The sequence below is a fragment of the Cryptosporangium sp. NPDC048952 genome (assembly GCF_043197895.1).
Lineage (GTDB): Bacteria > Actinomycetota > Actinomycetes > Mycobacteriales > Cryptosporangiaceae > Cryptosporangium.
Genome location: NZ_JBICTY010000012.1, coordinates 72,140 through 97,275 on the forward strand (window position 1 = coordinate 72,140; position 25,136 = coordinate 97,275).

General features: G+C 67.7%; 23 protein-coding genes. 18 read left to right on the plus strand and 5 right to left on the minus strand.

Annotation, left to right across the window (positions count from 1 at the left end):
* Positions 1-146: 146 nt before the first annotated feature.
* Positions 147-416 (minus strand): hypothetical protein, encoded by a 270-nt coding sequence (locus ACGFY5_RS43585; RefSeq protein WP_392730800.1) that lies wholly within the window; start codon positions 414-416, stop codon positions 147-149.
* Positions 417-728, minus strand: a complete 312-nt coding sequence (locus tag ACGFY5_RS43590; RefSeq protein WP_392730802.1) for a DUF6247 family protein — start codon at positions 726-728, stop codon at positions 417-419.
* Positions 729-1,214: 486 nt separating this feature from the next.
* On the opposite strand from ACGFY5_RS43590, the gene ACGFY5_RS43595 reads away from it, so the two are divergent.
* The 4 genes from ACGFY5_RS43595 to ACGFY5_RS43610 all read left to right on the plus strand — a co-directional run bounded on the left by ACGFY5_RS43595 (position 1,215) and on the right by ACGFY5_RS43610 (position 4,319).
* Positions 1,215-1,580 (plus strand): AbrB/MazE/SpoVT family DNA-binding domain-containing protein, encoded by a 366-nt coding sequence (locus ACGFY5_RS43595; protein WP_392730803.1) that lies wholly within the window; start codon positions 1,215-1,217, stop codon positions 1,578-1,580.
* Between the two features lie 2 nt (positions 1,581-1,582).
* Positions 1,583-2,596, plus strand: coding sequence for a tyrosine-type recombinase/integrase (locus ACGFY5_RS43600; RefSeq protein WP_392730871.1), 1,014 nt, complete (start codon positions 1,583-1,585; stop codon positions 2,594-2,596).
* Between the two features lie 432 nt (positions 2,597-3,028).
* Positions 3,029-3,487 carry a hypothetical protein gene (locus tag ACGFY5_RS43605; protein WP_392730805.1) on the plus strand — a complete coding sequence of 153 codons (459 nt, stop codon included), beginning with the start codon at positions 3,029-3,031 and terminating at the stop codon, positions 3,485-3,487.
* A gap of 142 nt (positions 3,488-3,629) precedes the next feature.
* Positions 3,630-4,319, plus strand: coding sequence for a DUF488 family protein (locus ACGFY5_RS43610; protein ID WP_392730806.1), 690 nt, complete (start codon positions 3,630-3,632; stop codon positions 4,317-4,319).
* A 36-nt stretch (positions 4,320-4,355) separates the two neighbouring features.
* Here ACGFY5_RS43610 and ACGFY5_RS43615 read toward each other — a convergent pair whose 3' ends face one another.
* Positions 4,356-5,156 carry a hypothetical protein gene (locus tag ACGFY5_RS43615; protein WP_392730808.1) on the minus strand — a complete coding sequence of 267 codons (801 nt, stop codon included), beginning with the start codon at positions 5,154-5,156 and terminating at the stop codon, positions 4,356-4,358.
* A 949-nt stretch (positions 5,157-6,105) separates the two neighbouring features.
* Positions 6,106-7,464 (minus strand): tyrosine-type recombinase/integrase, encoded by a 1,359-nt coding sequence (locus ACGFY5_RS43620; RefSeq protein WP_392730810.1) that lies wholly within the window; start codon positions 7,462-7,464, stop codon positions 6,106-6,108.
* Between the two features lie 304 nt (positions 7,465-7,768).
* Between ACGFY5_RS43620 and ACGFY5_RS43625 the strand changes: the two genes are divergently transcribed.
* The 11 genes from ACGFY5_RS43625 (at position 7,769) to ACGFY5_RS43675 (ending at position 21,353) form a co-directional block, all read left to right on the plus strand.
* On the plus strand, positions 7,769-9,418 hold the full coding sequence (locus ACGFY5_RS43625; RefSeq protein ID WP_392730811.1) for an MFS transporter: 1,650 nt from the start codon (positions 7,769-7,771) through the stop codon (positions 9,416-9,418).
* On the plus strand, positions 9,415-10,386 hold the full coding sequence (locus tag ACGFY5_RS43630) for an Lrp/AsnC family transcriptional regulator (RefSeq protein ID WP_392730813.1): 972 nt from the start codon (positions 9,415-9,417) through the stop codon (positions 10,384-10,386). The genes ACGFY5_RS43625 and ACGFY5_RS43630 overlap by 4 nt, the downstream gene beginning before the upstream one ends.
* 185 nt (positions 10,387-10,571) lie before the next feature.
* Positions 10,572-11,585 carry an ABC transporter permease gene (locus tag ACGFY5_RS43635; protein WP_392730815.1) on the plus strand — a complete coding sequence of 338 codons (1,014 nt, stop codon included), beginning with the start codon at positions 10,572-10,574 and terminating at the stop codon, positions 11,583-11,585.
* A 1-nt stretch (position 11,586) separates the two neighbouring features.
* Entirely contained in the window at positions 11,587-13,122 is a 1,536-nt protein-coding gene (locus tag ACGFY5_RS43640) for a sugar ABC transporter ATP-binding protein (RefSeq protein WP_392730817.1), read from the plus strand.
* A gap of 47 nt (positions 13,123-13,169) precedes the next feature.
* On the plus strand, positions 13,170-13,832 hold the full coding sequence (locus tag ACGFY5_RS43645; RefSeq protein ID WP_392730819.1) for a TetR/AcrR family transcriptional regulator: 663 nt from the start codon (positions 13,170-13,172) through the stop codon (positions 13,830-13,832).
* A 124-nt stretch (positions 13,833-13,956) separates the two neighbouring features.
* Positions 13,957-15,291: an aminomethyl transferase family protein gene (locus tag ACGFY5_RS43650; RefSeq protein WP_392730820.1), complete on the plus strand. Its 1,335-nt coding sequence runs from the start codon at positions 13,957-13,959 to the stop codon at positions 15,289-15,291.
* A 135-nt stretch (positions 15,292-15,426) separates the two neighbouring features.
* Positions 15,427-16,566: a sugar ABC transporter substrate-binding protein gene (locus ACGFY5_RS43655; protein WP_392730822.1), complete on the plus strand. Its 1,140-nt coding sequence runs from the start codon at positions 15,427-15,429 to the stop codon at positions 16,564-16,566.
* Positions 16,567-16,753: 187 nt separating this feature from the next.
* The gene (locus ACGFY5_RS43660) at positions 16,754-18,073 is read left to right on the plus strand and encodes a hypothetical protein (protein ID WP_392730823.1); all 1,320 of its coding nucleotides are present in this window, start codon (positions 16,754-16,756) and stop codon (positions 18,071-18,073) included.
* A gap of 49 nt (positions 18,074-18,122) precedes the next feature.
* Complete coding sequence (locus tag ACGFY5_RS43665) at positions 18,123-18,716, plus strand: anthranilate synthase component II (protein ID WP_392730825.1); 594 nt, start codon at positions 18,123-18,125, stop codon at positions 18,714-18,716.
* Between the two features lie 2 nt (positions 18,717-18,718).
* Positions 18,719-20,008: an anthranilate synthase component I family protein gene (locus ACGFY5_RS43670; protein ID WP_392730827.1), complete on the plus strand. Its 1,290-nt coding sequence runs from the start codon at positions 18,719-18,721 to the stop codon at positions 20,006-20,008.
* Positions 20,009-20,192: 184 nt separating this feature from the next.
* Positions 20,193-21,353: an MBL fold metallo-hydrolase gene (locus ACGFY5_RS43675; protein WP_392730829.1), complete on the plus strand. Its 1,161-nt coding sequence runs from the start codon at positions 20,193-20,195 to the stop codon at positions 21,351-21,353.
* Positions 21,354-21,371: 18 nt separating this feature from the next.
* Here ACGFY5_RS43675 and ACGFY5_RS43680 read toward each other — a convergent pair whose 3' ends face one another.
* Positions 21,372-21,848 (minus strand): MarR family winged helix-turn-helix transcriptional regulator, encoded by a 477-nt coding sequence (locus tag ACGFY5_RS43680; protein ID WP_392730830.1) that lies wholly within the window; start codon positions 21,846-21,848, stop codon positions 21,372-21,374.
* A 99-nt stretch (positions 21,849-21,947) separates the two neighbouring features.
* On the opposite strand from ACGFY5_RS43680, the gene ACGFY5_RS43685 reads away from it, so the two are divergent.
* From ACGFY5_RS43685 to folP, 3 genes are all read left to right on the plus strand, one after another.
* The gene (locus ACGFY5_RS43685) at positions 21,948-23,282 is read left to right on the plus strand and encodes an aminomethyl transferase family protein (protein ID WP_392730832.1); all 1,335 of its coding nucleotides are present in this window, start codon (positions 21,948-21,950) and stop codon (positions 23,280-23,282) included.
* A gap of 120 nt (positions 23,283-23,402) precedes the next feature.
* Positions 23,403-24,272: a bifunctional methylenetetrahydrofolate dehydrogenase/methenyltetrahydrofolate cyclohydrolase FolD gene (gene folD, locus ACGFY5_RS43690; RefSeq protein ID WP_392730833.1), complete on the plus strand. Its 870-nt coding sequence runs from the start codon at positions 23,403-23,405 to the stop codon at positions 24,270-24,272.
* A gap of 65 nt (positions 24,273-24,337) precedes the next feature.
* A complete protein-coding gene (folP, locus tag ACGFY5_RS43695; RefSeq protein WP_392730873.1) occupies positions 24,338-25,135 on the plus strand; it encodes a dihydropteroate synthase in 798 nt (265 codons plus the stop codon).
* The last annotated feature ends 1 nt before the right edge of the window (position 25,136 follow it).

Genomic DNA, 25,136 nt, shown 5'->3' on the forward strand with positions numbered 1-25,136 from the left:
GTGCGCATGCGGTAACTGCGAGCCCCGCTCGATCGTCAACGGACAGCTGGTCCGACATTTTGTCGCCGAATGGCGTCCTGTGAGTCGAGGTGGCACGGCATTGGCGTAGCCGACATCTATCTTGACGCGTTTCGGTTTCTATCGCGTTACGTGTCGGTTGGCCACGCTACCCAGAGCACGCGGAGCACGATCACGCGGCGCTGGTCTTCGAGGATGAGATAGATCGCCAGGCCTTCACCGTTGGTTCCGAAGGGGTGGCTGCGCATGTTCGCGTCCGGGCGCTGGCGGTTGTAGCTTTCCCCGCTCCATGGAGCGACCTCTAGCAGCGCCATGAGTTCGGCGTAGGGCGGCAGCGCGGAGGCGGGTAGCGCGGTGATTTGTTCTATGACCTCGGCGTCGGTTTCGACGGCGTACATCTACAGACCGAGCCTCGCGCGGGTCACTGACCACGGTTCGGTCGTCACGGCGGCGCCGGCCGACAGTTGATCGGCGCGTTCGAGCATCCGACGGTGGGCGCGCTCGTCGCGCGATGACCATGCGACGCGCTGCCAGCGGCGAAGCAGTGCCAGAACGCCGGTGAGCTCAAGGCTCTCGACGGCCTCGTTCATCGCCTGGCGGTACTCCCGGTCGAAGTCGCCGGCTTCCTCTGGGAGCAGTGCCGCCCGGATCGCCTTCGGGCTGGCGGCGGGCACTCCCGGCTCGTCAGGGGCTGGCGCTGGTGCGGGCATGCGCCAACGATAAACCACTGCCGGCGGCTACCTGCCCCGTCGCTGTCAACGTCACGACGATGCCAGAGCGTCTGGGTGACGGGATCGCGTAGCTCAGCATCCCGCGACATCCATCGCCGACATGATTGGTGAATTGCGGAGCGCTATTTCGGCGGGGAGTGAGGGAGTTGCTAGGGCCCGCTGAGTCGGTATCATCAACGGCATGCATACCTGCTTAATGCAGGAATGCAATGCGTGGGGGTTCAACTCCCCCCTCGGACACCGTTTTGCGGCATATTTGCCCAATCTGGGAAGCGCGTGGTTGAGCGCGCTTACCCCCTCCACAGCGGCACACGTGCCGCGTCATCAGGCCTCCTTCGCGTTGCGGGGAGGCTCTGAATGACCTCCTCATTGCCAGTTCCAGCGCTCGTTCCTCCTGTTCACCCAGGAGGTTCGGGCTCACGTTTTGCGCCGCGGCCGGGGCGTCCTCCGCTGCCTTTGCCGCGGTTGAAACCGCTGCCGTCCGCCGGGACGGTGCTGTATTCGCTCACGGCGATCGATGCCAGCGGCCGGATCCGGGATAAGACCCTGCTGTCCCAGCTCCAGTGGGCGCCCAGGACCCGGCTGGCCATCGGTGAGCGCGAAGGCCGGATGGTGATCGGCGTCGATGAGCACGGCACCTATCAGGTATCCGGGCAGGGCTTCATTCCGCTGCCGGCGGCGGTCCGGCGTTGGTGCGGGATCGGTCCGAACGACAAGGTGTTCCTCGTCGCGGACTTGGAAGTGCAGTGGGTCGTGGTGCATCCGCAGGCGGCGCTGGACGCGATGGTGTCTGCGGCGCACGCCGCGATCTGGGGCGGTGAGGACTCGTGACGATGACGGCGGGTCAGCCGGCGAGCGCGGCGGAGTTGGAGGCCGCGCGGATGCTGCTCGATCGGATGGGCATCAAGCCCGCCGATCTGCTCGCGGCGGTGGCGGCGAGGCCGCCGGCGCCGACGTTCGCGGAGTACGTGCCGGTGGTCTCGGCGGCCGTGCGGGCCGGGACCCGGCGGGTGTACGGGAGCTACTGGAAGAAGCTGGTGTTCCACTGGGGTGATCGGCGGATCGACGAGCCGACGCCCTCGGAGATCAAGACGCTCACCGAATACATCCGTACGCACGTCGCACATCGGCGTAACGCGCGCGGCGGGAGTTCGGCGGCCGAGCACTTCATCGCCGCGCTGCGGTGCCTGTACAAGCAGGCCATCGACGACGGCCTGATCGGAGAGGCCGAGAACCCCGCGAAGAGAGTGGAGAAGCCGCGGCGACCACCGAGTACCCGGCGTGCCGTCGCACACGATCGCCTCGCAGAGATCAACGAGATCGTCGCGACGACAGGCAACGACCCGGAGCTCGACACCCTGCTGGTGCGGCTGCATACGTGCCGCCGCGGCGGCGCGCTCGCACTTCGGCCCTGCGACCTGGATGTCACGCAGTGCCTCATCCGATTGCGCGAGAAGGGTGAGACGACACGGTGGCAGCCGGTATCGCCCACGCTCATGAGCTTCCTGGTGCGGCACGCCGAAGAACGTGGCGCATCGCATGAGGGGCAGTTGCTGCGCTACCGGGACGGACGGCCGATCACGTATCGGCGGTACGACCGGCTCTGGGCGCGGGTTCGGGAACACCTGCCGTGGGCCGCGGCGCTGGGGATCAGTACTCACTGGCTGCGGCACACCACGCTGACGTGGGTCGAGCGAAGCTTCGGTCACGCCGTCGCTCGCGAGTACGCCGGGCATTCCGACAACGGCAGTGAAGGAACCACCGCGATCTACGTGCGCGCGACTCTGGAGGAGGTGGCGACCGCGCTGTCCGCCCTGGTTGGCGAGCCGCACCCGCTCGCGGCGTAGGCAGTTCACTGGAGGTCCGACCATCGGTCTTTTAATCCGCGGGTCTGTTAACCAGTGCTATCTACTGCGTTCTTTTGTTAGGCCGTGAAGTGCATAAACCTCATTTCGGGCAGTTGGTGGACGTCGCTTTAGGAATCCGCGGGCTTACGCCGGGCTTGAAGGTGGCTTCGCGTGCTGCCCGCCGTTCGCCGATCGATGGCGGTTCCGTGCTGATCCCAGCGCCGTTGGTAGCCGGCGGCGGTAGTGATGTGTTCGCGGTGTCCCCTCCTTCGAAGGTGTGTATGGGGTCCGGGCCGAACTCGGCGATGTGCGGCGGCAGATGCGCGTCGTACGCGCGTGGAACCGCACGTGGTGGTCGAGCCACGGACCGCTCGGCGGGGTCGCCGACCGAGCCCGAACGGCGATACCGTCGCCGATCACGCTTGTTCCTCTGTGGAAGGCGCATCGGCTGTGCCCACTTCGCAATCACCCATCGACGAGCCGGTGCCGCACTTCGGTGATCAGGTCAGGGCGGTGGCCGAGGCCCTGACCGACAGCAGCGGACGTCCGCTGCGGAGCAGCGACCCGGTCCATCGCCTGGCTGTCGATGTCGTGACCGCCCTTCTCCTCGCCGGGTTCGCACTCCCACCCGATCGCCGTGCCCTCTACGGCGGTGGCCCGTATGTGACAGTCCAAGCCAATGACGTGCTGGTGACCTGGCTGACTCACAGCCGTCTCGCTCTACATGACCCCGAAGACGCGCACGGCGCGATCGTCGACCACATGAATGACGTGCTCGGCGATGTCCTCGGAGTGCTGGGCTTCGCCGTTCAACGGGTTCCGGAGGCGGAAGCCGGCTACCTAGTGACCGGGCTTCGCTCGCAGCCGCCACTGAATGCCGACGACGAATAGTTTGCGCCGCGATTTCAGGGGGGTGCGCGACGTCCTCTGTTCGCTGTAATCGATCCGCAGGGGAACCTTGCAGCTTCATCGTGATCCGATCGCGATGTCTCCGGGGTGGAGCTTCCATTGAAATGGAAGATACGGTCGACGGATGAGCGGCCGACCCCGATACGACGATCAGGCTCGGGCGCGGGGTGCGCGGCTCACCGCGGCCCTCCGCCAAGCACGGCAGCAGAAAGGGCTGACGCGCGAGGAATTGGCCGGGGCCGCGGGGGTCTCGGTGCGGGTACTGGTCCGGCTGGAGGTCGAGGGCACCGTCGACCCCGGGTTCTTCACGGTGGCCGCACTGACCCGGGCTCTCGGGCTGAGTCTCGACGACCTGGCCGACGACGCCCACGCGTCGATGACTGGGTTGGTATCGGTGGGCTATGAAGGCCGCACCGCCGAGCAGTTCGTGGCCGAGATGCTCGAGTCCGGCGTCGCCGCGGTGACCGACGTGCGGCTGACGCCGCTGAGCCGCAAACCCGGCTTCAGCAAGACCCGGCTGGGGCAGGCTCTGGCTGAGGCGGGAATCGGGTATCGGCACGCCAAGGCTCTGGGGAATCCGAAAACCAACCGGGCGCCGTTCCGGGCCGGTCGGCTCGAGGAAGCCCGGACCGGTTTCCAGCCCGTCCTCGTCGCTCCCGAGGCAGAGTCCGAACTCACTGCGCTGGGGCAGGCCGCGGCACGCGAGCGGGTCGCCGTGTTGTGCTTCGAGCGCGACCAGCGGCTATGTCACCGGCAGATCGTGCTCGACGACGTCCAGCAGCGCACCGGACTGCCGATCACCATCCTGGACTAGCGCCCGTCCGGCAGCTCCGCTCGTGGTGCGGCGTGGTCAGAAGAGGGTGAGCTGATCCATGACGCCCACCGGCGGATATACCGCACCGAGCAGCACGAAAGCGGTCGGCCATCGGGCGAGGTTCCCAGTAAAGAAGAACAGCTCTCGGCCGGGCGCGGTCATCTCGTCGAACCACTTCTGCCGGAGTTTGCCCGGTAACTCCGCTGGGCTGTACCGGCGGCGCCAGTTCAGGTAAGACGCGCCGACTTCCCAGTCGATCAAACCGATCTGGTGCCCATTGCAGCCAGCATCGTCGCAGCGAAAGGTGTAGACGAATCGGTAGGGCAGTTCTTCAAGAACGTCTAGGTCGGGGTCGAACAGGTTCATCTGCGCCGCCAAGCCCTGCTGCCCGGCCGACCGGCTGTTCGCCGGTGCCAGTTCCAGGCCGCTCACCTCAGCCGGCCGGAACAGCCCCAGCGAAGTGCCGTCGCTCGCCTGGCGCCGCTTGATGTCACACAGGGACGGGGAGACGAGACTCCGTAGTTGCTCGACGCGGCGCGCCCAACCATCAGTCGGGGGTAGATTCCCGACGACGGTCAACGTGTCCAGGTTCGGTCGCCAGCTCTCCGGCCGGCGGTCCTCGTGATGGCGGCTGGCGGACAACTCGACGACGTCGTACTTCTGGAACTGGCGGGTCATGTCCAGATACCGGAACGGCACCGGGAACAGCCGGACGAACTCGGGCCGATCGGAATCCAGCCGTACGCCGGCCACGCAGCACACCTCGCCGTACTTATGGGACACCGACGGATACGCCTTGACGGTGATCAGCACGCGAATCGTCTCGTAGGCCGACACTTCCACCTCCAGGGTAGAGGGAAAGAGCTACGGTCCGCATTTCAGGATGCGCTCTGAGTAGTCAATAAGTGGGAGAAGCGACCAACTCAACTTGGGGGCCGGGCGAGCGCTCGCGGCCACCACTACGACGTGGCACCGGCACGTCGTAGTGGTCGGCGATCGCCGCCGCGGGCGGCCGGCCAGCGGACCAGGGCCATGCGGTTGAGCGCGGCTCCCTCAAGGCCGAGCTCGACCGGCGTCAGATTCGTCGTCGCCCTCGGAAACGCTTCGCGGCTAACTCGACGGTGCCGGCTCGCCCACTCAGCGAGGGCAAGCCATCACCGGAAACAGCCACTCGGTGACCGAGAGGGTGCCACCATCTCCGCGGGGCACACCACGGGGACAGCGGGCGAATACGACACACTGCCAGTCACCCGATCGGCCCGCCATTCGGCGCGGCACCGACTGGATCAAGGACGCCAATCGCCGATCGAAATCCGCCCTGTCAGCGCCAGAGCGCCAGTGGCCGGGTTTTCAAGGAGCGTCGACACGCCCGCGACACGCGGCTGGGGCCGGCCGCAGGCGCAGCTGATCCCGCCGAGCCGCCACGGACGTTGTCCGCCGTGCGTCCGGCCCCAGTGATAGCCAGTGGAACGTGGTGGGACACAACCGGACGCCCACCCGCCCGCCAACCCGGCAGAGCCAGCGGACATCAAATAGGCCCTCCATCAGCGTTTCCGCTGGTGGAGGGCCTATTTGCCCTGCGTGTGGCGGGTGAAGGATTCGAACCTTCGTAGGCTGAGCCGACGGATTTACAGGGGGTCGTGCGCGGCGCTCGCGCAGGCTTGCTACCTGCTCAAACGTCAGCAGGAGCGACTTTCATCGGGGTCGATGTCCGTACGGTGTCCGTGCCGCTGAAACGCGTCGGAGCGACGGCGCGAGCGGTGCGTGAGCTGCCCTGGTCAGGTTCCTACCGGCGGCGTCGAGCTCCGCGAGACGCGCGGCGGGTGGCCTCGGTGTTAGACCGAATGTCCGGGCGGCACCCGAGTTGCCGAGCGCGTTGCACGGCGTTGCCTCGGGCTCGTGTTCTCGTGCCGAGTACCAGGTCGGCGGTCGCGTCGGCGGCGGCGAACTGGGCGTCGGGCAGGACGGTGGTGTAGGTGTCGGCGGTCATTGCGATGCTGGCGTGCCCGAGCTGATCCTGAATGGTCTTGAGATCAGCGCCAGCGGCGTGGGCGAGGGTCGCTGCGCCGTGCCGGAGGTCGTGGAGCCGGACGGGCGGAAGCCCGGAGTCGGCGACTAGATCAGCGAATCGGTGCGTGACGTAGGTCGGCGCGAGCGGCTGCCCGCCGGAGCGGGTGAAGACGTATCCGGTCTCGGCCCACGCGGCACCGACGGTGACCCGTTCGGTGTGCCGGTGTGAGCGGTGCGCGCGCAGCATCCGGATGGTGGAGTGGTCGAGGGCGTCGGCGCGTCGGCTGGCTTTGCTCTTGGGTGGGCCGGTGATGATCTTCCCGCCGGATTCGGTGCGTTGCTGGGTGATGTGGATCTGCCCGGTGTCGAGGTCGACGTCGCACCAGCGCAGCCCGATGCCCTCGCCGCGGCGTAGGCCGCGGAGGGCGTAGAGGTGCCAGAGCGGGTAGAGCCGGTCGGCCCGGACGCTGCGCAGGAAGCAGGCGAGCTGGTCGGCGGTCCAGACCATAACCGTGTCCCGGACGCCGTCGCGGTGCCATGTCTCGACACGGGCCGGGGTCCAGAGCACCGGGTGCGGCCGGTCGGCGGGCGGCAGTTCGACGTGCCGTGCGGGGTTGTCGGTGAGCAGTCCCTGCCGGACCGCGCTTTTGAGCGCGCCGCGCAGGGTGGCGTGGATGCGCTGGATCGTCGCCGCGCTCAGCGGCCGTCCGTAGCGGTTGCGGCGTTTCCGGAAGCCGGCGTGGGCTGTGGCGATATCGGTGATCGTCAACCGGTGGAGCGGGATGCGGCCGAGGGCGGGGATGAGGTAGTCGTCGCAGTGCTGGGTGTAGCTGGCCAGGGTGCTCTGCCGGATCGACGTACGGGTGGTCAGCCAATGCCGGACCCATGTCTCGACTGTCCATGCTGCCGCGTCGGGGTGCGGTGATTGCGCGCGGAACCGCGCCAGCGCGGCCCTGGCCTTCTTCTCGGAGGTGAAGCCGCCCCGGCGGATCTGCTTGCGGTCGCCGGTCACGTCGAGGACGCGGCAGTCGAACTGCCAGCTCCCGTGGCCGTACTCGGACAGGTGCGGGCACTGCCGATTACGGCGATGTCCTTCGCACGAACATGCCTTGAAAACCGCATCTTGACTGATCATCAGTTACCCCTGTGATTCGGTGGGTCAGGCATGGCGCCCGACCGCAAGGACTGCGATCACCTCCTCGGCGGTAACTGCCGAATCCTTCGTACGCACCAGGCGTGGGCGACACCCACGGTCAGAACTGATGTTGGTCATGCTCAAGTCACGCGCATCTGTCGGATCGCCTTGCGATGCGAGCATCCGGTGTCGATTTTCCGGAAGCGGACTGTTCTGGCTGGCTGTCGGACCGCATCCTGCGGATGCTCTCGACCGGACGAACGACCGTTCGCCCGGAAGGGAAGTGACGTCGCGCATGGCGACAATGAAATCCGGAGACCGGCTCGGTCCTACGCTGGTCATGGCCTGCGTCGGGGTGTTCGTGGCGTATCTGCCCGTCACCACTGTCTCGGTGAGCCTGCCCGCGATCCAGCGCGGACTGGGCGCCTCGACCTCCGACCTGTCGTGGGTCTCCGACGCGTTCGTCCTCCCGATGGCCGCGCTGATCCTCACCGCGGGAGTGCTCGGCGACGCACACGGACGCACGAAGGTGTTCCAGGCCGGCTTGCTGCTGTGCGCTCTGGGCGCTGCGGTGGCCTTGTGCGCGGGCTCGATCCAGGTCGTGTGGGCCGGGCAGGCCCTCGCGGGGCTGGGCGCGGCCGCACTGCTCCCGGCCACGCTGGCGCTGATCAGCCACGCCGTTCCCGACCCGCGACAGCGCGGCAAGTACATCGGCTACTGGGCGACTGCCCTGCTGCTGGCCCTCGCCGCCGGACCGTTGCTGGCCGGCCTGATCCTCGAGCACGTCGGGTGGCGGTGGATCTACCTGCTGCCCATCCCGGTCGCACTGATCGCGGCCGCCGCGGCGATTCCGCTGGTGACCGACTCGCGCGCGCCGGGTAAGCGGCACCTGGACTGGCCTGGACAGATCACGATCGCCGTGGCCATCGTCGCCCTGACGTACGGCGTGATCGAAGGCGGCGCGGATTCGTTCACGAATCCCGCGGTAATCGCTGCGCTTGTGCTGGCAGTGCTGCTGCTGGGTGCTTTCGTGCTGGTTGAGCGACGCAGCGACGCGCCGATGCTGAGCCCGGCGCTGTTCCGGAGCCGGGGATTCACCGCGACCGCGTTGGTCGCCATGGTGACGTTCATCGGTGTGATCGGGAGTGTTTTTGTGCTGAGCCTGTACTTCGGGCTCGCGCAACAGCTCACTACGCTCGAGGCCGGGCTGCGGCTGCTGACGTTCACCGCCCTTCCGATCGTGCTGGGCCCGGTGATCGCCCGGTTGATGCATCGAGTTCCGGTCCGATACCTGCTGAGCGCGGGCCTGGTCCTGGCCGCGATCGCGTCGTTCAGCCTCACCGGAGTCGACGCGAACACGTCCTTCGGCGGCATCGCGTGGCGGTTCGCGCTGTTCGGCCTGGGACTTGCGGCCGTGCTCACGCCCATGACCGCGACCGCCATTGCGTCCGTGCCGCACCAGCTGGCCGGGATGGCGTCAGCAGGCAACAACGCGTTCCGGCAGATCGGCGGTGCCCTTGGGCCTGCGGTACTCGGTGCGCTGCTCACCAGCCGCGCTGCCCACACTCTGCCGCAGCATCTCTCCGACGCGGGAGTAAGCGACGCCTCCGCGCGGGCCGCGCTGGCCGCCATGAACGGCGACGGGTTCCAGGCCGTCGCGCTGCAGGACTACGGAACTCAGCGGGGTGCCGCGCTCGGCGCGCTCACGAACTCCTTCCTCGACGGCATGCACCTCGCGCTTGCAGTGTCCGCAGGCCTCTTGCTCGTGGCTGCGCTGGCGGCGGTCACACTGCTGCGTAGCCCACGGCCGGAGTACCAAGCGCGTCCCGCGGTCGCGCAGCCCGAAGCCGCGGTGGTCCAACCAACGCCGTATACACCGCTCACCTGCGCTGACGCGACGCCCCCAGCTGCCACGCTGAGGGCGTCGCCTTCGCTGATGACAGGAGCACCGTGACCTCGCCGACCCTCGACGCGCTGGACCTGAAGCTGCTGCAGGCGCTGCAGCTGGACGGGCGGGCGCCGTTCAGCCGCATCGCCGAGGTCCTCGGTGTGTCGGACCAGACGGTCGCGCGGCGGTTCCGGAAGCTACGCACGTCGGTCGGGCTGCGAGTGCTGGGTATGACGGACGAGAGTCGGCTGGGTCGGTCCAGCTGGATCGTCCGGATGCAATGCGCCCCGGAGACCGCCGAGCGATTGGCCGACGCCTTGGCTCGCCGGCCTGATACGTCTTACGTCGCGCTCATCTCCGGCGGCACCGAGGTCGTCTGTGGCATGAAGCCACGAAGCCGCGAAGACCGCGACGACCTGTTGCTCGACCGTCTGCAGCGCACGCCCCGGGTGATCGGCTACAGCGCCTACTGCGTCCTGCACCGCTTTTACGGGGGGCCCCTCGGCTGGCTGCGGAAGTCGAGCGCGTTGAGCCCGGCCGAGGAAGGAGCATTGCGTCTGGAGTCGCTGCCTTCGGCATCGACCACGACGACGATCGACTGTGTCGACGAGGCGCTGCTCGCGACGCTGTTCGGCGACGGGCGTGCCGGGCTCGCCGAGTTGCAAGCCGCGTGCGGTCAGACCGAAGACGTCGTCCGGCGGCGTCTGGAGCAGCTCCGGGCGAGCGGAGTGCTGTACTTCGACGTGCAGTACTCGCCGGAGGTGCTCGGGCACGACGTCGCAGTCATGATGTGGCTGACGGTCGCCCCGTCCGCGCTGTCGTCCGTGGGGCTCGCCCTGGCTGGGCACCGAGAGGTCGAATTCGCCGCCGCCGCGACCGGCAAGATCAACATTGTCGCGGCGGTGCGGTGTCGCGACACGGAAGAGCTGTACTCCTATTTGAGCGACAAGCTCGGTGCCCTGGACGGTGTGCGCACCGTCGAGACCGCGCCCATCCTTCGTCAGGTGAAGCAGCTCGCTCTGCCGATTGTTTAAGGCCGGCAGAGAACGTCGAAATTTGCACGCAATGCTTTTACACTCCGGTGCCCGCACCCCGTGGACATCGATGAGGCCCTTCCGCAGGATTGCGTCATCCCCGGAAGATTTCTCAATGATGAGGACGTGCACGTGCGACTTCCCCCGCGCGGAGAGCTGACACCGAGCAACACGGCGGCACCGGCATGACCGCCACATCAGTGAACGACGCCTCCCCCGACCGGCAGGAAACCGTGGCGCCGGCGGCGGCGCACGCGGCCGGAGTCTTCGGCGCGCGGTTCGCGGTGGTCGGCGTCTGGATCCTGCTGGCGGCCGGATACGCGTTCGCGGTGCCGGAGACGTTCCTGACCCAGGGCACGTTCCAGACGATCTTCGGTAGTCAGCAGGCGCTGGTGTTCCTCACCGCGGCGCTGCTCTGCACGATCTGCGTGGGGGAGTTCGTCGATCTGTCGGTCGCGTCGGTCTTCGGTCTGGCCGCGATCCTGGTTCCGGTTCTGGTCGTGGACCACGGCTGGGGTGTGTGGGCGGCGTCGTTCGTCGCGGTGGCCGCGGCGACGGTGTGCGGGCTGGTCAACGGGATCCTCGTCGTGCGGTTCGGCGTCAATACGATCGTCGTGACGCTCGGCATGGGTACCTTCGTCCTCGGTATCTCCCTGTGGTCGAGCAATCTCGCGCCGGTCAGCGGTCTGCCCGGTGACTTCGCGCAGATCGCGCTGTATGACATCGGAGGGCTGCCGGTCAGCTTCTTCGAGGGCATCGTGCTGATGGTCGCGTTCGCCTACGTCCTCGGTGCCACGCCCCTCGGCCGGAACATGCGGTTCGTCGGTTCGAATCGGGAGGTCAGCCGCCTGGCCGGCATCCGCGTCAACCGAATCCGCTTCGGCGCGTTCGTCGCTGCCGGCCTGATCGCGGGGGTCGGAGGAGTCCTGTCGGGGGCGGCCACCGGCGGATTCGACCCCACCGTGGCGCAGAGCTACCTGCTGCCGACCTTCGCGTCGGCCTTCCTCGGTACCGCGATCCTCCAGCCGGGCCGGTTCAATCCGCTCGGCACGCTGATCGCGGTGTACTTCCTGGCCACGGGCATCCTCGGATTGCAACTCCTCGGCGTGGCCGGTTGGGTCGCGAACGTCTTCTACGGCGGCGTTCTGATCGTCGCGGTCACGATCTCCACATTGCTCCACGCAAGGTCCGGGTCCTGAGGTGCGGCTGCAGATCGAGAACGTGTCGAAGACGTTCGGCCGCAACCGCGCGCTGCGTGACGTCAGCCTGAATGTGCGGCCAGGGGAGATCCACGCGCTCGTCGGGCAGAACGGGTCCGGGAAGTCGACGCTCGCCAAGATTCTCACCGGGTTCCATCCGGCGGATCCCGGTGGACGGGTCGCCGTCGATGGCGCGGACCTGGCGTTACCGGTCCGTCCGCTGGAGGCACGCGAGCGCGGGCTCGCGGTTGTGCATCAGTCCCTCGGGCTCGTCGACGACTACACCGTGGTGGAGAACCTGCGGGTCGGACGGTTCCGGGCCGATCGATGGACGCGTCGGATCCGCTGGGCCGAGGAACGGGACGCGGCGGCCGAGGTCCTCGACCGGCTCGGTTGCGCCGTGTCGCCGGACGCGCAGGTCCGCTCGCTCTCCGAGGAGGACCGGGCCAGCGTGGCGATCGCCCGGGCGCTGCAGGACGCGCGGAGCGGGGAAGGCGTCATCATCTTCGACGAGTCGACGCGCTCGCTGAACCGGGAAACCCTCGAGCACTTCTACGAGATCCTCGACGGTGTGGTCGCCACCGGTACGTCGGTGCTGCTCATCACGCATCGCCTGGAAGAGGTCATCGAGGCGGCCGATCGGGTCACCGTGCTGCGTGACGGGGTCGCGGTGGAGGCCGATCGCCTCACTGCGGGGCTCAGCGAGGCGGAACTCGTCCATACACTGCTGGGCAAGGCCTTGGAGACATTGGAGCGGCCGGTCAGCGGAGGTCCGGACGGTGTCCCGGTTGTCATCGAGGACGTCACCGGCAGGCTCGTCCAGTCGGTCACCCTCGAGGTTCGGGCGGGCGAGGTAGTCGGGCTCACCGGTCTGCCGGACTCCGGGTATGAGGAGATCCCGTATCTGCTCGCGGGCGCGAGTTCGGCCGGCTCCGGCACGGTGCGGGTGGCCGACACAACGCTCGACGTGAGCCGTGTCGGGCCGATGGAGGCGATCGCGGCCGGCGTCGTCCTGGTGCCGGAAAGCCGTGACCGCCAAGGCCTGGCGTTCGACCAGTCGATCGCGGAGAACGTCGTACTTCCTCGAACGCCCACCTGCCGCCGGGGCATAAGGCCGGTGGCACGCACGCCCGAGCGGGCGACGGTCGACAGGTGGGTCGCCGCGCTCGACGTGCGGCCGCCGATCCCGTCGTTGGCGGTGGGAAAGCTCTCCGGCGGTAACCAGCAGAAGGTCCTGCTGGCCAAATGGCTGTCCACCGATCCGCAGCTGTTGCTGCTGCACGAGCCCACGCAGGCCGTCGACGTCGGGGCGCGCCGCGCGATCATCGCCGCGATTCACGACGCCGCGGACCGCGGCTGTGCGGTGCTGGTGGCCGGGGGTGACGAGAACGAACTTGCGCTGTTGTGCGACCGGGTGCTGGTGTTCCGCGACGGGCAGGTCGCCGAACAACTCACGGACCGGCCGAATGCGGACTCGATCGTCGCCGCGATCCACACGTCAGCCGGACGTAAGAAGCTGCGGCCTCGGAGCGCCTGACGCACCCCTCTCTCCGACGGCGGGTAACCCTCGCCGCCGTCGGAGAGATGTCCCAGCGCCCCGTCGTGGCCCGTCAGTGGGCTGTGGGCAATGATGGACGCATGCCTACGAAGCAGGGCGCGGATCGTCGGTCCGTCATTGTGCATGCCGCCGGTCAGCTGTTCCTCGCGCGGGGTTTTGCCGGAGTCTCGATGGATGACGTCCTGCATGCGGTGGGTGGATCGAAATCCACCCTTTACCGTCACTTCGCGGACAAAGTAGAACTCTTTCAGTCATGTGTCGAGGCGCTGCTGGACGAGAAGGCTGCGCCGCTCCGGGAGTTCGTTCCGACCGACCCTGACCTGACCGTGACGTTGACCGCGTTCGGCCGCTACTTCGCCGGCGTGGTTCTCGACCCGGTGTCGATCGCCCTGCACAGGCTGGTGACGGCCGAGGCTGAGCGTATACCCGGCCTCGGCCGTGCGTTCTTCGAACACGGCCCGGCGTTCGGGCAGCAGGTGCTGGGCCAGTATCTCCAGGTGGCGGCCGATTCGGGCGTCATCCGGGTCGTCGATGCACGGGCTGCGAGCGCCCAGCTGTATCAGGCGATGCTCGGTGACATCCAGATGCGCCTGCTGACCAACTCACCGTCCCGTCCGACGCCGGACGAGGTCGAGCAGAGCATCGTGACCGCGGTCGACGTCTTCCTCAACGGCGCACTCGTCCGCTGATTTGGTTTCGAAGACAGGATCGGTTGGGGTCTGGACCAGCAATAACGTGATCCCTTGCTCGCCGCCTTGACAGTACCGTACGGTACGGTTCTCTTGTTCGACGGCGTGTGAGAGGAACCGTGCTATGGCAGCACCCAGTCTCCGAGACGGCATCGAACAGGCGGGCTCACCGGTCCGCCTACTGTGGAAGCCGAACGCCGAGCCGTGGATGCCGGAAGTCGTGGACCGCGAGTACACCGGATGGCGCGTGGAACAGCAGACCTGGCACGACGGCGTCACGATTTCTGATCTCTCGCACCACATGTTCGACACGATTCTCGAAGGGCCTGACGCCACTCGGCTACTGAGCGCGGTGAGTGCGAACAACTACGAGAAGTTCGCGATCGGCCAGGCCAAGCAATTCATCCCGGTGACCGAGCGCGGTTTCATCGTCACGGACGGAATCTTGCTGCGCGAAGCGGAGCAGAAGTACACGCTCAGCGGAATTCCGGCGGCGCAGAATTGGGTGAAGTACCACGCGGAAAAGGGCGGATACGATGTCTCGTTCGTGACCGATCCGTCCTCGAAGTTCCGTGGGGGTGGGGCGCCGACGCTGTTCCGCTACCAGATCCAAGGGCCGTTGGCCGCGGACCTCGTCGCGCGAGCGTTCGGTGGCCCATTGCCGGAGACGAAGTTCTTCCACGCGACCCCGGTGGTGCTGGACGGGCGTCCGCTCCGAGCGCTGCGGCACGGCATGGCTGGTCAGTCGGGCTTCGAGTTCATCGGCGCCGGGGCGGACGCCGAGGCAGTGAAGAGCGCCTTGCTCCGTGCCGGCGAGCCGTTGGGTCTGGTGCACGTGGGGGCGCAGGCGTACGCCACGGCATCGATCGAGAGTGGATGGATTCCGTCGCCGACCCCGGCGATCTATTCCGACCCCGAGTTGGAGGATTACCGCGGCTACCTCCCGCTGTTCGGCATCGAGGGGCAGCGACCGCTGCACGGCAGCTACTTCTCGGAGAACATCGACGACTATTACGTCACGCCGTTCGAGCTGGGTTACGGCCGGTCGGTGGCGTTCAACCACGACTTCATCGGGCGCGACGCACTGCAGAAGGCGAAGGACAACACGACGCGCACGAAGGTGACTTTGGTGTTCGACGCCGACGACGTGCGGTCCGCGATCGGTGACGACTTCGTGCTGTCGTACTCCCGGCATCGCGTGGAAGCCGGGTCCGCGCTGGTCGGCACGACCCAGCAAAGCGGGACGCTGGCACCTGCCGGCACGATCCTCTCGCTCGCGATCCTGGACACCGAGCACGCCGCGCCCGGTACCTCCGTCGAAGTCGTGTGGGGTGACCATCCCGGTGCCGGCACAGCGCCGGACGCCGACCTCGGCTTCCCGCGAATCCGTGCCACGGTCGCACCCGCCCCCTTCGACGAGCACGCGCGTACGGCCTACCGCAGCGACAAGCGCCCCTAGGGCTTTCGGGCCCGGTTGATCCGGTGAGCCCGCGTCCGCGGGCCGCGCCTCGCTGCGCTGATGCTGTCGATATCAACCTATAAACACTGGAATGCGCTTCCACCCTTCACTGTCGATACCTGGAAAGCGAAACCCATGCGCCTTGCCTCCGCCAGAGCCGCCCTCGTCCTTCTGGCCGCTTTACTCTCGGTCGCCGCGTGCGGCCCGGGGGAGACCAGCACCTCCAGTGACACGTCTGCCGTCAGCGATGAGTTGGTCGCCCAGGTGAAGAAGCTCTCCGGGCCGGTCGACACCTATGTGCTGCCGACCGAGCCGCTAGGGGACGTGTCCCGCCTCACCGGCAAGACCGTCTACTACATCCCGATCACTGTGCAGGCCAAACAGTTCACGATCAGCGGCAACGCGCTTCGGGCAGCGCTGGCCACGGTCGGCGTCAAGCTGCAGATCTGCAATGGCAACTCCAACCCTTCCGACGTCGCGGCATGCGTGGCTCAGGCGACAGCCGCGAACGCCGGCGCGATCGTCACCGACTCGATCCCGTACGCGCTGGCCGCGAATGCATTCGACGCGGCGCAGGCCAAGAAGATCCCGGTGCTGATCACCGATCAGATCCCGGACCCGGCCCACCCGGCGTCCGCGACGCTCGGTTATCTCGAGGGCGGCGGCCGGGCGATGATGACGGCGCTCGCCGACTGGATCATCGTCGATTCCGGTGCCAAGGCCACGGTCGTGGTGAACGTGGCCACCGACACCCCGTCGACCGTGGCGTACGTGGAGTCCGCGCAGCAGGAATTCACGGCGCACTGCCCCGACTGCAAGCTCGTCCTCAACAAGATCTCGTCGGCGAACTTCAACCTGATCGCGTCGACGACCAGTTCCGCACTGTTGCGGACGCCTGATGCGAAGTACCTGGTGTCCGAATTCGATCAATTCCTCCAGCCCACTCAGGGCGGCGCCCAGCAGGCAGGCAAGATCGCCGCGGTAAAGGGCGGCTCGACCGCCGGCGGGATCAGCGGGCTCAAGACGCTGGAGGCGAAGAACTTCCTGCATGTCGACGTCCTGCAGGCTTCGACGTTCCAGGGTTGGGCGACCGCCGACGCAGCTCTGCGGATGATGCTCGGCTCCGCGTTGCCGAAATACGACATCCCGATCCGGATCATCGACCGGGAGAACGTCGGCAGCATCAAAATCACCGACGCCGCCGAAGAGTCCGGCGAGTGGTTCGGCGCGACCGACTTCCCGGCGAAGTTCACCGCGCTCTGGAAGGCCACCTAGTCGGCGGTTCCCGGCGCTGCGCTTCCGTCCCAGCGCCGGGATGCGAGCGCGTCAGTGGTTCCTCTCTCGATCGAAAGTGCGGCAATCCATGCGCAGTGAAGCGCCGGAGCGCAGACTCGAAACTCATAGAGCTGAGCCGGTGAGACCAGGGCGGCTGCGAACCTACGAATTGGCCATTCTGCTTTTGATGGCTCATCCTCCGCTCAATCTGATCTGGGGCGCCATTCCGACGGCGTACCAGTTCGGCGGTGTGGTGGCGACGCCCCTCGTCATGGCGGGCGCCGGCCTGATCCTGCTGGTCTTCTCGATCGGCTACAACGGCATGGCGCGCCGGGTGTCGGACCGTGGCGGTATGTCGGCGTTCATCGCGCGGGGGTTGGGTCCGCTCGCGGGCGCCGGGTCGTCCGCGGTGGCAGTCCTCTCTTATACGGCGTTGTCCACCTCGTTGCTCGTCATTCTGGGCGGAAGCGCCCGGCGCTTGATCGCAAGCCTGTTCGGTGTCCAGGTTCCGGTTGTGCTCTGCGTCTTCCTCGGAGGCTGCGTCGCGGCCGGGCTCACTCGCCTGCTGCTCCGGACCCTGGTCCGGGTATTACTGGCTGTCGGTGTCGTCCAGACCGCGCTGGTGCTCTGGTTCGACGTCATGGCGGTGGGGCACCCCGCGGACGGCGACGTCTCGTTTGCGGCGCTCGACCCGGCATGGCTGCTCAGCGGCTCGCTCGGGGTCGCGATCGCTTTCGCGATGAGCTCGTTCGTCGGCTCGGAGACCGGCGCGAGCTACGCGGATGACGTCGAGGACCCGCGGCGATCGATTCCTCGCGCGACCGTGTTGTCGTACGTGCTCACCACGGTGGCGCTGGTGGTCAGCGCCTGGGCGATCAGCGTCGCGGTCGGCGGGGAGCAGATCGTCGTCGCGGCCAAGGGGCAGCTCGATTCCCAGACCGCTGGACAGGGCGCCCCGTTCGCCCTCAGCGTGCTCCTGCGTCTCGTCGGAAGCGACCATGCCGCGCTCGTCGTCGACCTGTTCGCGTCCGCGCTGGTGCTGGGGTGCCTGACGAGCTGCACCACGCAGGCGCACGCGTCCGCACGGCAGTTGCCGGCGAGATCGTGGACCAGCCTGGCGGCCTCCGCGGTCGCGGGCGCCTTGGCGCTGACGGCCGTCGCCGCCGGCTCCAGCAACGTGGTCGTCTACCTCGTGCTGACCTCCGGGCTCGGCGTCGCCGGCCTGCTGATGCTGACATCGCTGTCGACGATCGTCTGGTTTCTGCGGGCCGACGACAGCGAGGCGGGCTTCTTCGGCTGGGAGGGGAAGGTCGTCGCCGCCGGGTTCTCCATGGTGACGATCGGATTCGTATTCTTCTACGGCCTGTACCGATTACCCCGCGAGGTACCGCACGGTGACGCGTACGGCTGGACGTTGTGGGCCGCCCCAATTGTTGCCTTCGCGGTCGGTATCGGTCTTCGGCTTGCCCGCGGGAGCGTGCAGATTTCGCATTCACAGCGTCTGTAATTCATGTCGTTCGCAGCGCCCGCGTGAGCATTGACGCAGTTACGGTCCCGTGAACACCAAATATTGCCGGGGGTGTGGAATTGTGGATGTTCTGGTAATCGATCACTACGACTCCTACACCTGGAATCTGGTGCATCTCATCGCGGATGTGACAGGTCGGCTGCCGGAGGTGGCCCAGCACGACGAGATCGCGGTGGCAGACACGCGGTCGCGTTCGCACATCGTGCTCTCGCCCGGTCCCGGGCGGCCGGACGACCCTGCTGACTTCCGCGTCGGGCTCGAGATCCTGCGTGAGAGCCGGGTTCCCGTTCTCGGGGTATGCCTCGGTCTCCAGGGCCTGGTCGTCGCTTATGGCGGGCGGGTCGATCGCATCAGGCCGGCCCACGGGGAAGTCGCGTCCATCGAACACGACGGCCGGGGCGTCTTCCGCGGCGTGCCGACCGGATTTCAAGGCGTGCGCTACCACTCGTTCGCGGCGGTCGAGGTGCCCTCCAGCCTGGCAGTCACGGCGCGTAGTGAAGACGGCACGGTGATGGGGGTGCGGCATCGGACCCGGCCGCTGGAAGGTGTGCAGTTCCATCCGGAGTCGGCGTTGTCCGAGCACGGCAGGCTATTGATGGCCAACTTCCTGGGAGTGGAGTAGTCGTGGCCGGTAAGTCCTTCAGCGAGATCGCCGCGTCGTGCGGCCGGTGTTTCTGGCTGGACGGCGCCGCTGGCCGAGACTGGTCGGGCCGACGGTCCTACCTCGGCTGGCTGGAACCCGGCGACGTCTCGATTAGCTATTCCGCTCGGGCCGGGGTCGTACGCCGGCACCAGGCCAGCCGAACCGAAGACATCGGGACCGATGTCTTCGAGGCGCTCCAGCACGAGATCGCCACCGGGCCCTCGGATGCGCAATGGTTCGGGTACTTCGGCTACGCCGCGCGGCCGGATCTTCCGGCGCGGCCCAGTGAGGATCTGCCGGACGCGGTATGGATGTGCCCCTCCCACCTCCGGGTGGTCACGCACCCCCTCACCGAGGCGCCCGGTCCCAGCGCTGTGCTGCCCCATCCCCTAGACCCCGGCCGCGAGCGTTCGTATCGCGAGGCGTTCACCCTGGTCCAGGACGAGCTGCATGCCGGGAACACCTACGAGACCAACCTGACCTACCGTGTCACGCTGCAGCGTGCGGTCTCGCCGGTCGCTGCGTATCTGGAGCTACGCCGGCGCAATCCCGCGCCCTACGCCGGATTCCTTCAGCACGACGTGCCCGGGGCCCACGCGTGGCTGCTGAGCTCCAGCCCCGAACGCTTCGTGACGGTCGACGCCGACCGATGGGCCGAGAGCCGGCCGATCAAGGGCACCACCGCACGTGGTGCCACCGACGAGGACGACGAATGGCTGCGCTCGCGCCTGGCACACGATCCCCGGTTCCGGGCCGAGAACCTGATGATCGTCGACCTCCTGCGCAACGACCTCGGCATTGTCAGTGAGCCGGGCACCGTGTCCACTCCGGGGCTGATGGAGGTCGAGAGTTACGCCTCGGTGCACCAGCTCGTGTCGACCGTCCGGGGACGGCTCCGCGAGGAGCTGACGACGGTCGAGGCGATCCGGGCTCTGTTCCCGCCGGGATCGATGACCGGTGCCCCGAAGCGGCGAACGATGGAAATCATCGACCGGATCGAGGACAGCCCACGGGGCGCCTACGCCGGCGCCTTCGGTCGGATCGCCGCGTCCGGCGAGGCCGACCTCGGGGTCATCATCCGGTCGCTGACCACCGACGGATCCGGGAACTGGGCGCTGGGGACCGGCGGAGGCATCACCGTCCATTCCGAGGCCGACTTCGAGCTGGCCGAGACACGCGTCAAAGCGACCCGGCTGCAGGACGTGCTCCGCGAGGCGGATGACACGACGACCGGTGCTGATGAGATGAAGACAACGGAGGCAGCGCAATGATTCAACGAACGCATCATTCGTGGACGGCGGCGCAGGCTGTCACTACTGCTGGGCGGCTACTTGTCGAGGGTCTGATCCGCATGGGGTTGGCCGAAGTCGCTTACGGCGAGACGGCTGAGCCGGTGTGCGCTGTCGACAGTTGGCTTGCCGAGCACTGGGCCCCCTCGGCAGAGGTTTTAGCGCCGTGACGCCGCACGTCGCGGTCACGACCTGCTGCGAAGCGTCGTCGCCTCGTCAGGCCGGTCCCGAGCAGCGTCCGAGCGACAACGTGACTCGGCGCAGCCTTCTGGCTGCCGGTGGAATCGGAGCAGTCGGCGCCCTGCTTCCGGGCGTGCCGGCTGCGGCGCAATCGGAACCGGTCCTCGCTGCCGCTCCGAAGCGTGGTGCCGCGGTGGTGCTCCTCGGGACTCAAGGGGGTCCGCCGCCGAATCCGGACCGCGCCGGCATCGCGACCGCCCTGACCGTCGACGGCGCAACGTACCTGGTCGACGCGGGGCGGATGGCCGTCTCGCAGTATGTTGCTGTCGGCCTCGCCTGGGCCGACTTGCGAGCGGTATTCGTGACCCATTTGCATGCCGATCACGTCGCGGAACTCTTTCAGATCTTCCTGCTCGGGGGATTCCAGGCGCCCGGCCAAGGTGACACTCTGACCGGGCCGATACCGGTGTACGGACCCGGGGCCGCCGGAGGACTTGCCCCTCCGTTCGGTGGCGGGCAGCGGCCGACGACCAACCCGGGCGATCCGACGCCGGGGCTAGCCGGCTTCTTCGAGCACGCGAGCGCGGCGTTCGCCTACAGCACCAATGTCTTCATGCGCGACTCGGGCATTCGGGAGACCCGGAGCCTCGCCGCGGTGCACGAGCTCGCGCCGCCGGCCGGTGCGAGTTACCAGGACACGGCTCCGGCGATGGCACCGTTCACCGTGATGGAGGACGACCGAGTGCGTGTCACCGCGGTGCTGGTGCCGCACGGGCCGGTGTTCCCAGCCTTCGCGTACCGCTTTGAGACGGATTACGGGGCGGTGACCTTCTCCGGTGACACGACCGCGCACGCGAACCTCGTCCGGCTTGCGCACGGCTCCAATGTCCTGGTTCACGAGGCCATCAACGTACAAGGCTGGGCGGGACCGGCGGCGATCAAGGACCATTTGCTCCAGGGCCACGTCGAGGTGCAGAAGGTGGGTGCCGTCGCCCAGAGCGCGGGGGCCGAACACTTGGTTCTCAGCCACATCGGGGACATGGCCGAGCCGCGCCTGAACGAGGCCAAGTGGCGGCGCTGGGCGCAGCGGGGCTACACCGGCCGCGTGACCGTCGGGCGTGACCGGGGCATCGTGCCCGTGCGCTGATCTCTGCGCGCCGAGGAGCTACGGGCGGATCGGCCAGGCCGAGACCACGGGGACCTCGGGTCCGTCGATGCCCGTAGTGACCCGGCGTAGCAGTCCGGTCAGCGTCGCCACCTCCTGGTCGGTCAAGCCGGAGGTGACGGTCGAGTTGGTCGATGCCATCGCCTCCCGGCCGCGTGCGACACCCGCCAGACCGGTATCGGTCAGTTCGTAAAGCACTACACGTCCATGCACCGGGTGCGTGTCTCGACTGACCCAGCCGAGTTTCTCGAGGCGGTTCAGTGCGGTGCCGACGCTCTGGGGAGCGATGTGGAATCCCCGGGAGAGGTCCGCTGCGGACAGGGGACCCAGCTGGTCGAGGTGGACCGCGAGCCCCAGCTGGGTCGCGGTCACGCCGAGGTCGTCCAACGCTTCTTGAACCGTGCGGTGCACGGCGTTCTGTGCACGCCAGAGGACATGGGTGAACTCGTCGTCCCAGGACGTCACGGCATCGCTCACGAACTGGCCTCCAGGCCTTGTTATCAGACGCCTTCTATGTTGACATGCATCTGTCATCATCGTGGCTCGCTCGGCGAGCCCCAATGGAGGGAATGCGCGATGGCTTCACCCAGCCTTCAGGACGGCATCACCAAGGCGGGCTCCGCCGTGGCACTCCGGTGGACGGACAAGCCGCGGGCCTGGACCCCGCCTGTGGTCGCGCCGGAGTACTCCGGCTGGCAGAAGGAGCAGGCCGCCTGGCAGGACAGCGTCGCGCTCATGGACCTGTCGTACCACATGTGGGATACCTTCGTTTCGGGCCCGGACGCCACCCGGATGCTCAGTGAGCTCAGCGCCAACAACTACGAGAAGTTCGCCGTGGACCAGGCGAAGCAGTTCATCGTCGTCAACGAGAACGGCTATTTGGTCGGCGACGCGATCCTGCTGCGGCGCGGCGAGCAGGACTACGTCATCACCGGCCGACCCACCAACCAGAACTGGATCACCTACCTCGCACAGCAGGGCAAGTACGACGTCGAGCTGAGTAGTGACCCGGACTGCTCGCGCGATCCGCGGCACGTCCCGCCGTTCTTCCGCTACCAGATCCAGGGGCCGTTCGCGCAGCAGCTGATCGAGGCGGCATTCGAAGGACCGCTGCCGGAGACGAAGTTCTTCCACACCACCAACGTCACGCTCGCGGGCAAGACCTTCCGGGCGCTGCGTCACGGCATGGCCGGCCAGCCGGGCTACGAGTTCATCGGCGAGTACGCCGACCACGCCCCGGTCAAGGAGGCGCTGCAGAAGGTCGGCGAGCAGTTCGGCCTGGAGCTGGTCGGCTCGCTGGCGTACCCGACGGCCCAGGCCGAGGGTGGCTGGGTGCCGGCGCCGATTCCGGCGATCTATGATGACACTCCGTCGCAGACCGCCTACCGCGAGTGGCTGCCCCTCCACACGCCGGACGGCATGCAGCCGCTGCACGGCAGCTTCTACTCGCCGAACATCGCTGACTACTACGTGACTCCGTACGAGCTGGACTACGGACGGTCGATCAGCCTCAGCCACGACTTCGTCGGCCGCGACGCGCTTCGTGCGCTGAAGGACGCCGAGCGCCGGCACAAGGTGACGCTGGTGATGAACGCCGACGACGTGACCGCCGCGCTGGGTGCCGACCACGGCATCGTCAATACGCTCGCCAAGCAGCGCGTGGAGACCGACAGCGGAATGGTCGGCAGCACGGAGTACACGGCCTTCAGCAGCCCCTACGGGACGATGCTCAGCCTGGCCCTGGTCTCGGAAGAGGTGTCGAAACCCGGCATCGAAGTCACGGTCGTCTGGGGTGACCACCCCGGCGGCGACGTCGCCCCCGACGCCGACCTGGGGCTTTCGCGGATCCGCGCGACGGTGCAGCCCTGTCCGTACAACGAGTTCGCGCGCGCCGGCTATCGCCAGGACTGACGCGCTTCGCGCAGTCATTGCATGCACGATGCGTGAAGGGCCAGCACTTGCCGCTCCTTCACGCACCGACCTACATTCACTAGGACGATCTAGTAGTCGGAATTTGCCGGGAGGAACTCAATGACCACCAAGATCGACGGGCGGGCCGTCGCCGCCCGGGTACGCGCCGAGGTCGCTGCCGAGGCGACGAAGCTGTGGCCCGATGCGGAGCAGGCGCCGGGCCTGGCGACGATCCTGGTCGGCGACGATCCGGCGAGTGCGGTGTACGTGGCTTCTAAGCGCAAGGCCGTGCGCGCGGCCGGTATGCGTGACTTCCACGTCTCCTTACCGGCCACCGTGAGCCAGGCCGAGCTCGCCGAGGTGATCGACCGGCTGACCGCCGACCCGGAGGTGGCCGGCATCCTGCTGCAGCTGCCGCTTCCGGCGGGCCTGGAGGCCGGTCCGCTCATCAGCCGGATTCCCCCGGAGAAGGACGTCGATGGCCTGACCACGAACAGCGCCGGCCTGCTGGCCCGCGATCAGGAGGGGCTCCGGCCCTGCACACCCGCGGGCGTGATCGAGCTGCTGGATTCGGCCGGGATCACCATCGAGGGCGCGAAGGCTGCCGTGGTGGGACGTTCCGACCTGGTCGGCCGACCCATGGGGCAGATGCTGCTCAACCGCGACGCGACGGTCACGGTCGCGCACAAGGGGACACGGGACCTGATTGCCGCCACCCGCGAGGCGGACATCCTCGTCGTGGCCACCGGCGTTCAGGGGCTCATCGGTCGCGAACATGTCAAGGAAGGCGCGACGGTCATCGATGTCGGTATCCACCGAACTCCCAATGGTCTGACCGGCGATGTACGGGCGGACGAGCTCGAGGGCTGGGTCAAGGCCCTCACTCCGGTGCCCGGTGGGGTGGGCCCGATGACGATCGCGATGCTGATGGTGAACACGCTGAGGGCGGCCCAGTGGGCCCAGCCGAACGGCGGACGATGGATCAAGTAACGACGGTCCCGGTCCGGAACTCCGTGTTCCCGTCATTGGCCGTCGCGGACACCCGGTGCCTGGTCATGGGCGTCCTGAACGTTACCCCGGACTCGTTCTCCGACGGGCACAAGTATCTGGCGGTGGACTCGGCCGTCGAGCACGGTCTGGCGATGTCGCGCAGCGGTGCGGACATCGTCGACGTGGGCGGCGAATCGACCCGGCCGGGAGCGGACCGGGTCTCCGAGCGCGAGGAACTGGCCCGGGTGCTCCCGGTGGTGCGAGCCCTCGTGGAGTCGGGCGTGCGGGTCAGCATCGACACCACGCGCGCCGGCGTCGCCGCCGCAGCGGTCGGGGTCGGCGCGACGGTGATCAACGATGTCAGCGGAGGACTTGCCGACCCGCGGATGCCCCGCGCGGCCGCGGAGGCGGGCGTCACCTATGTCGCGATGCACTGGCGGGCGCCGAGCAGGCACATGCAGGACCACGCCGTCTATGCAGACGTGGTCGAAGACGTTCGGGCCGCGCTGAGCAGGCGGATGGATGCCCTGGTGGACGCCGGCGTCGACCAGGCCCGGATCGTCCTGGATCCGGGCCTGGGATTCGCCAAGGACGCTGCGCACAACTGGGCGTTGCTCCGTGGGTTGCACCGGATCATCGATCTCGGGCGGCCCGTCCTCGTCGGCGCGTCGCGCAAGTCGTTCCTCGGCCGGGCGGCCGCTGCCTCCGAGGGAGTACTGCCCGAGGCGCACGAGCGGGACCGGCTCACCGCCGCGGTCACCGCGCTGGCCGCCGATGCGGGTGCCGCGTGCGTGCGGGTGCATGACGTCCGCTCCAGCCGGGATGCCGTGACGGTCGCGGCCGCGTGGCACGGCCGGACGTGAC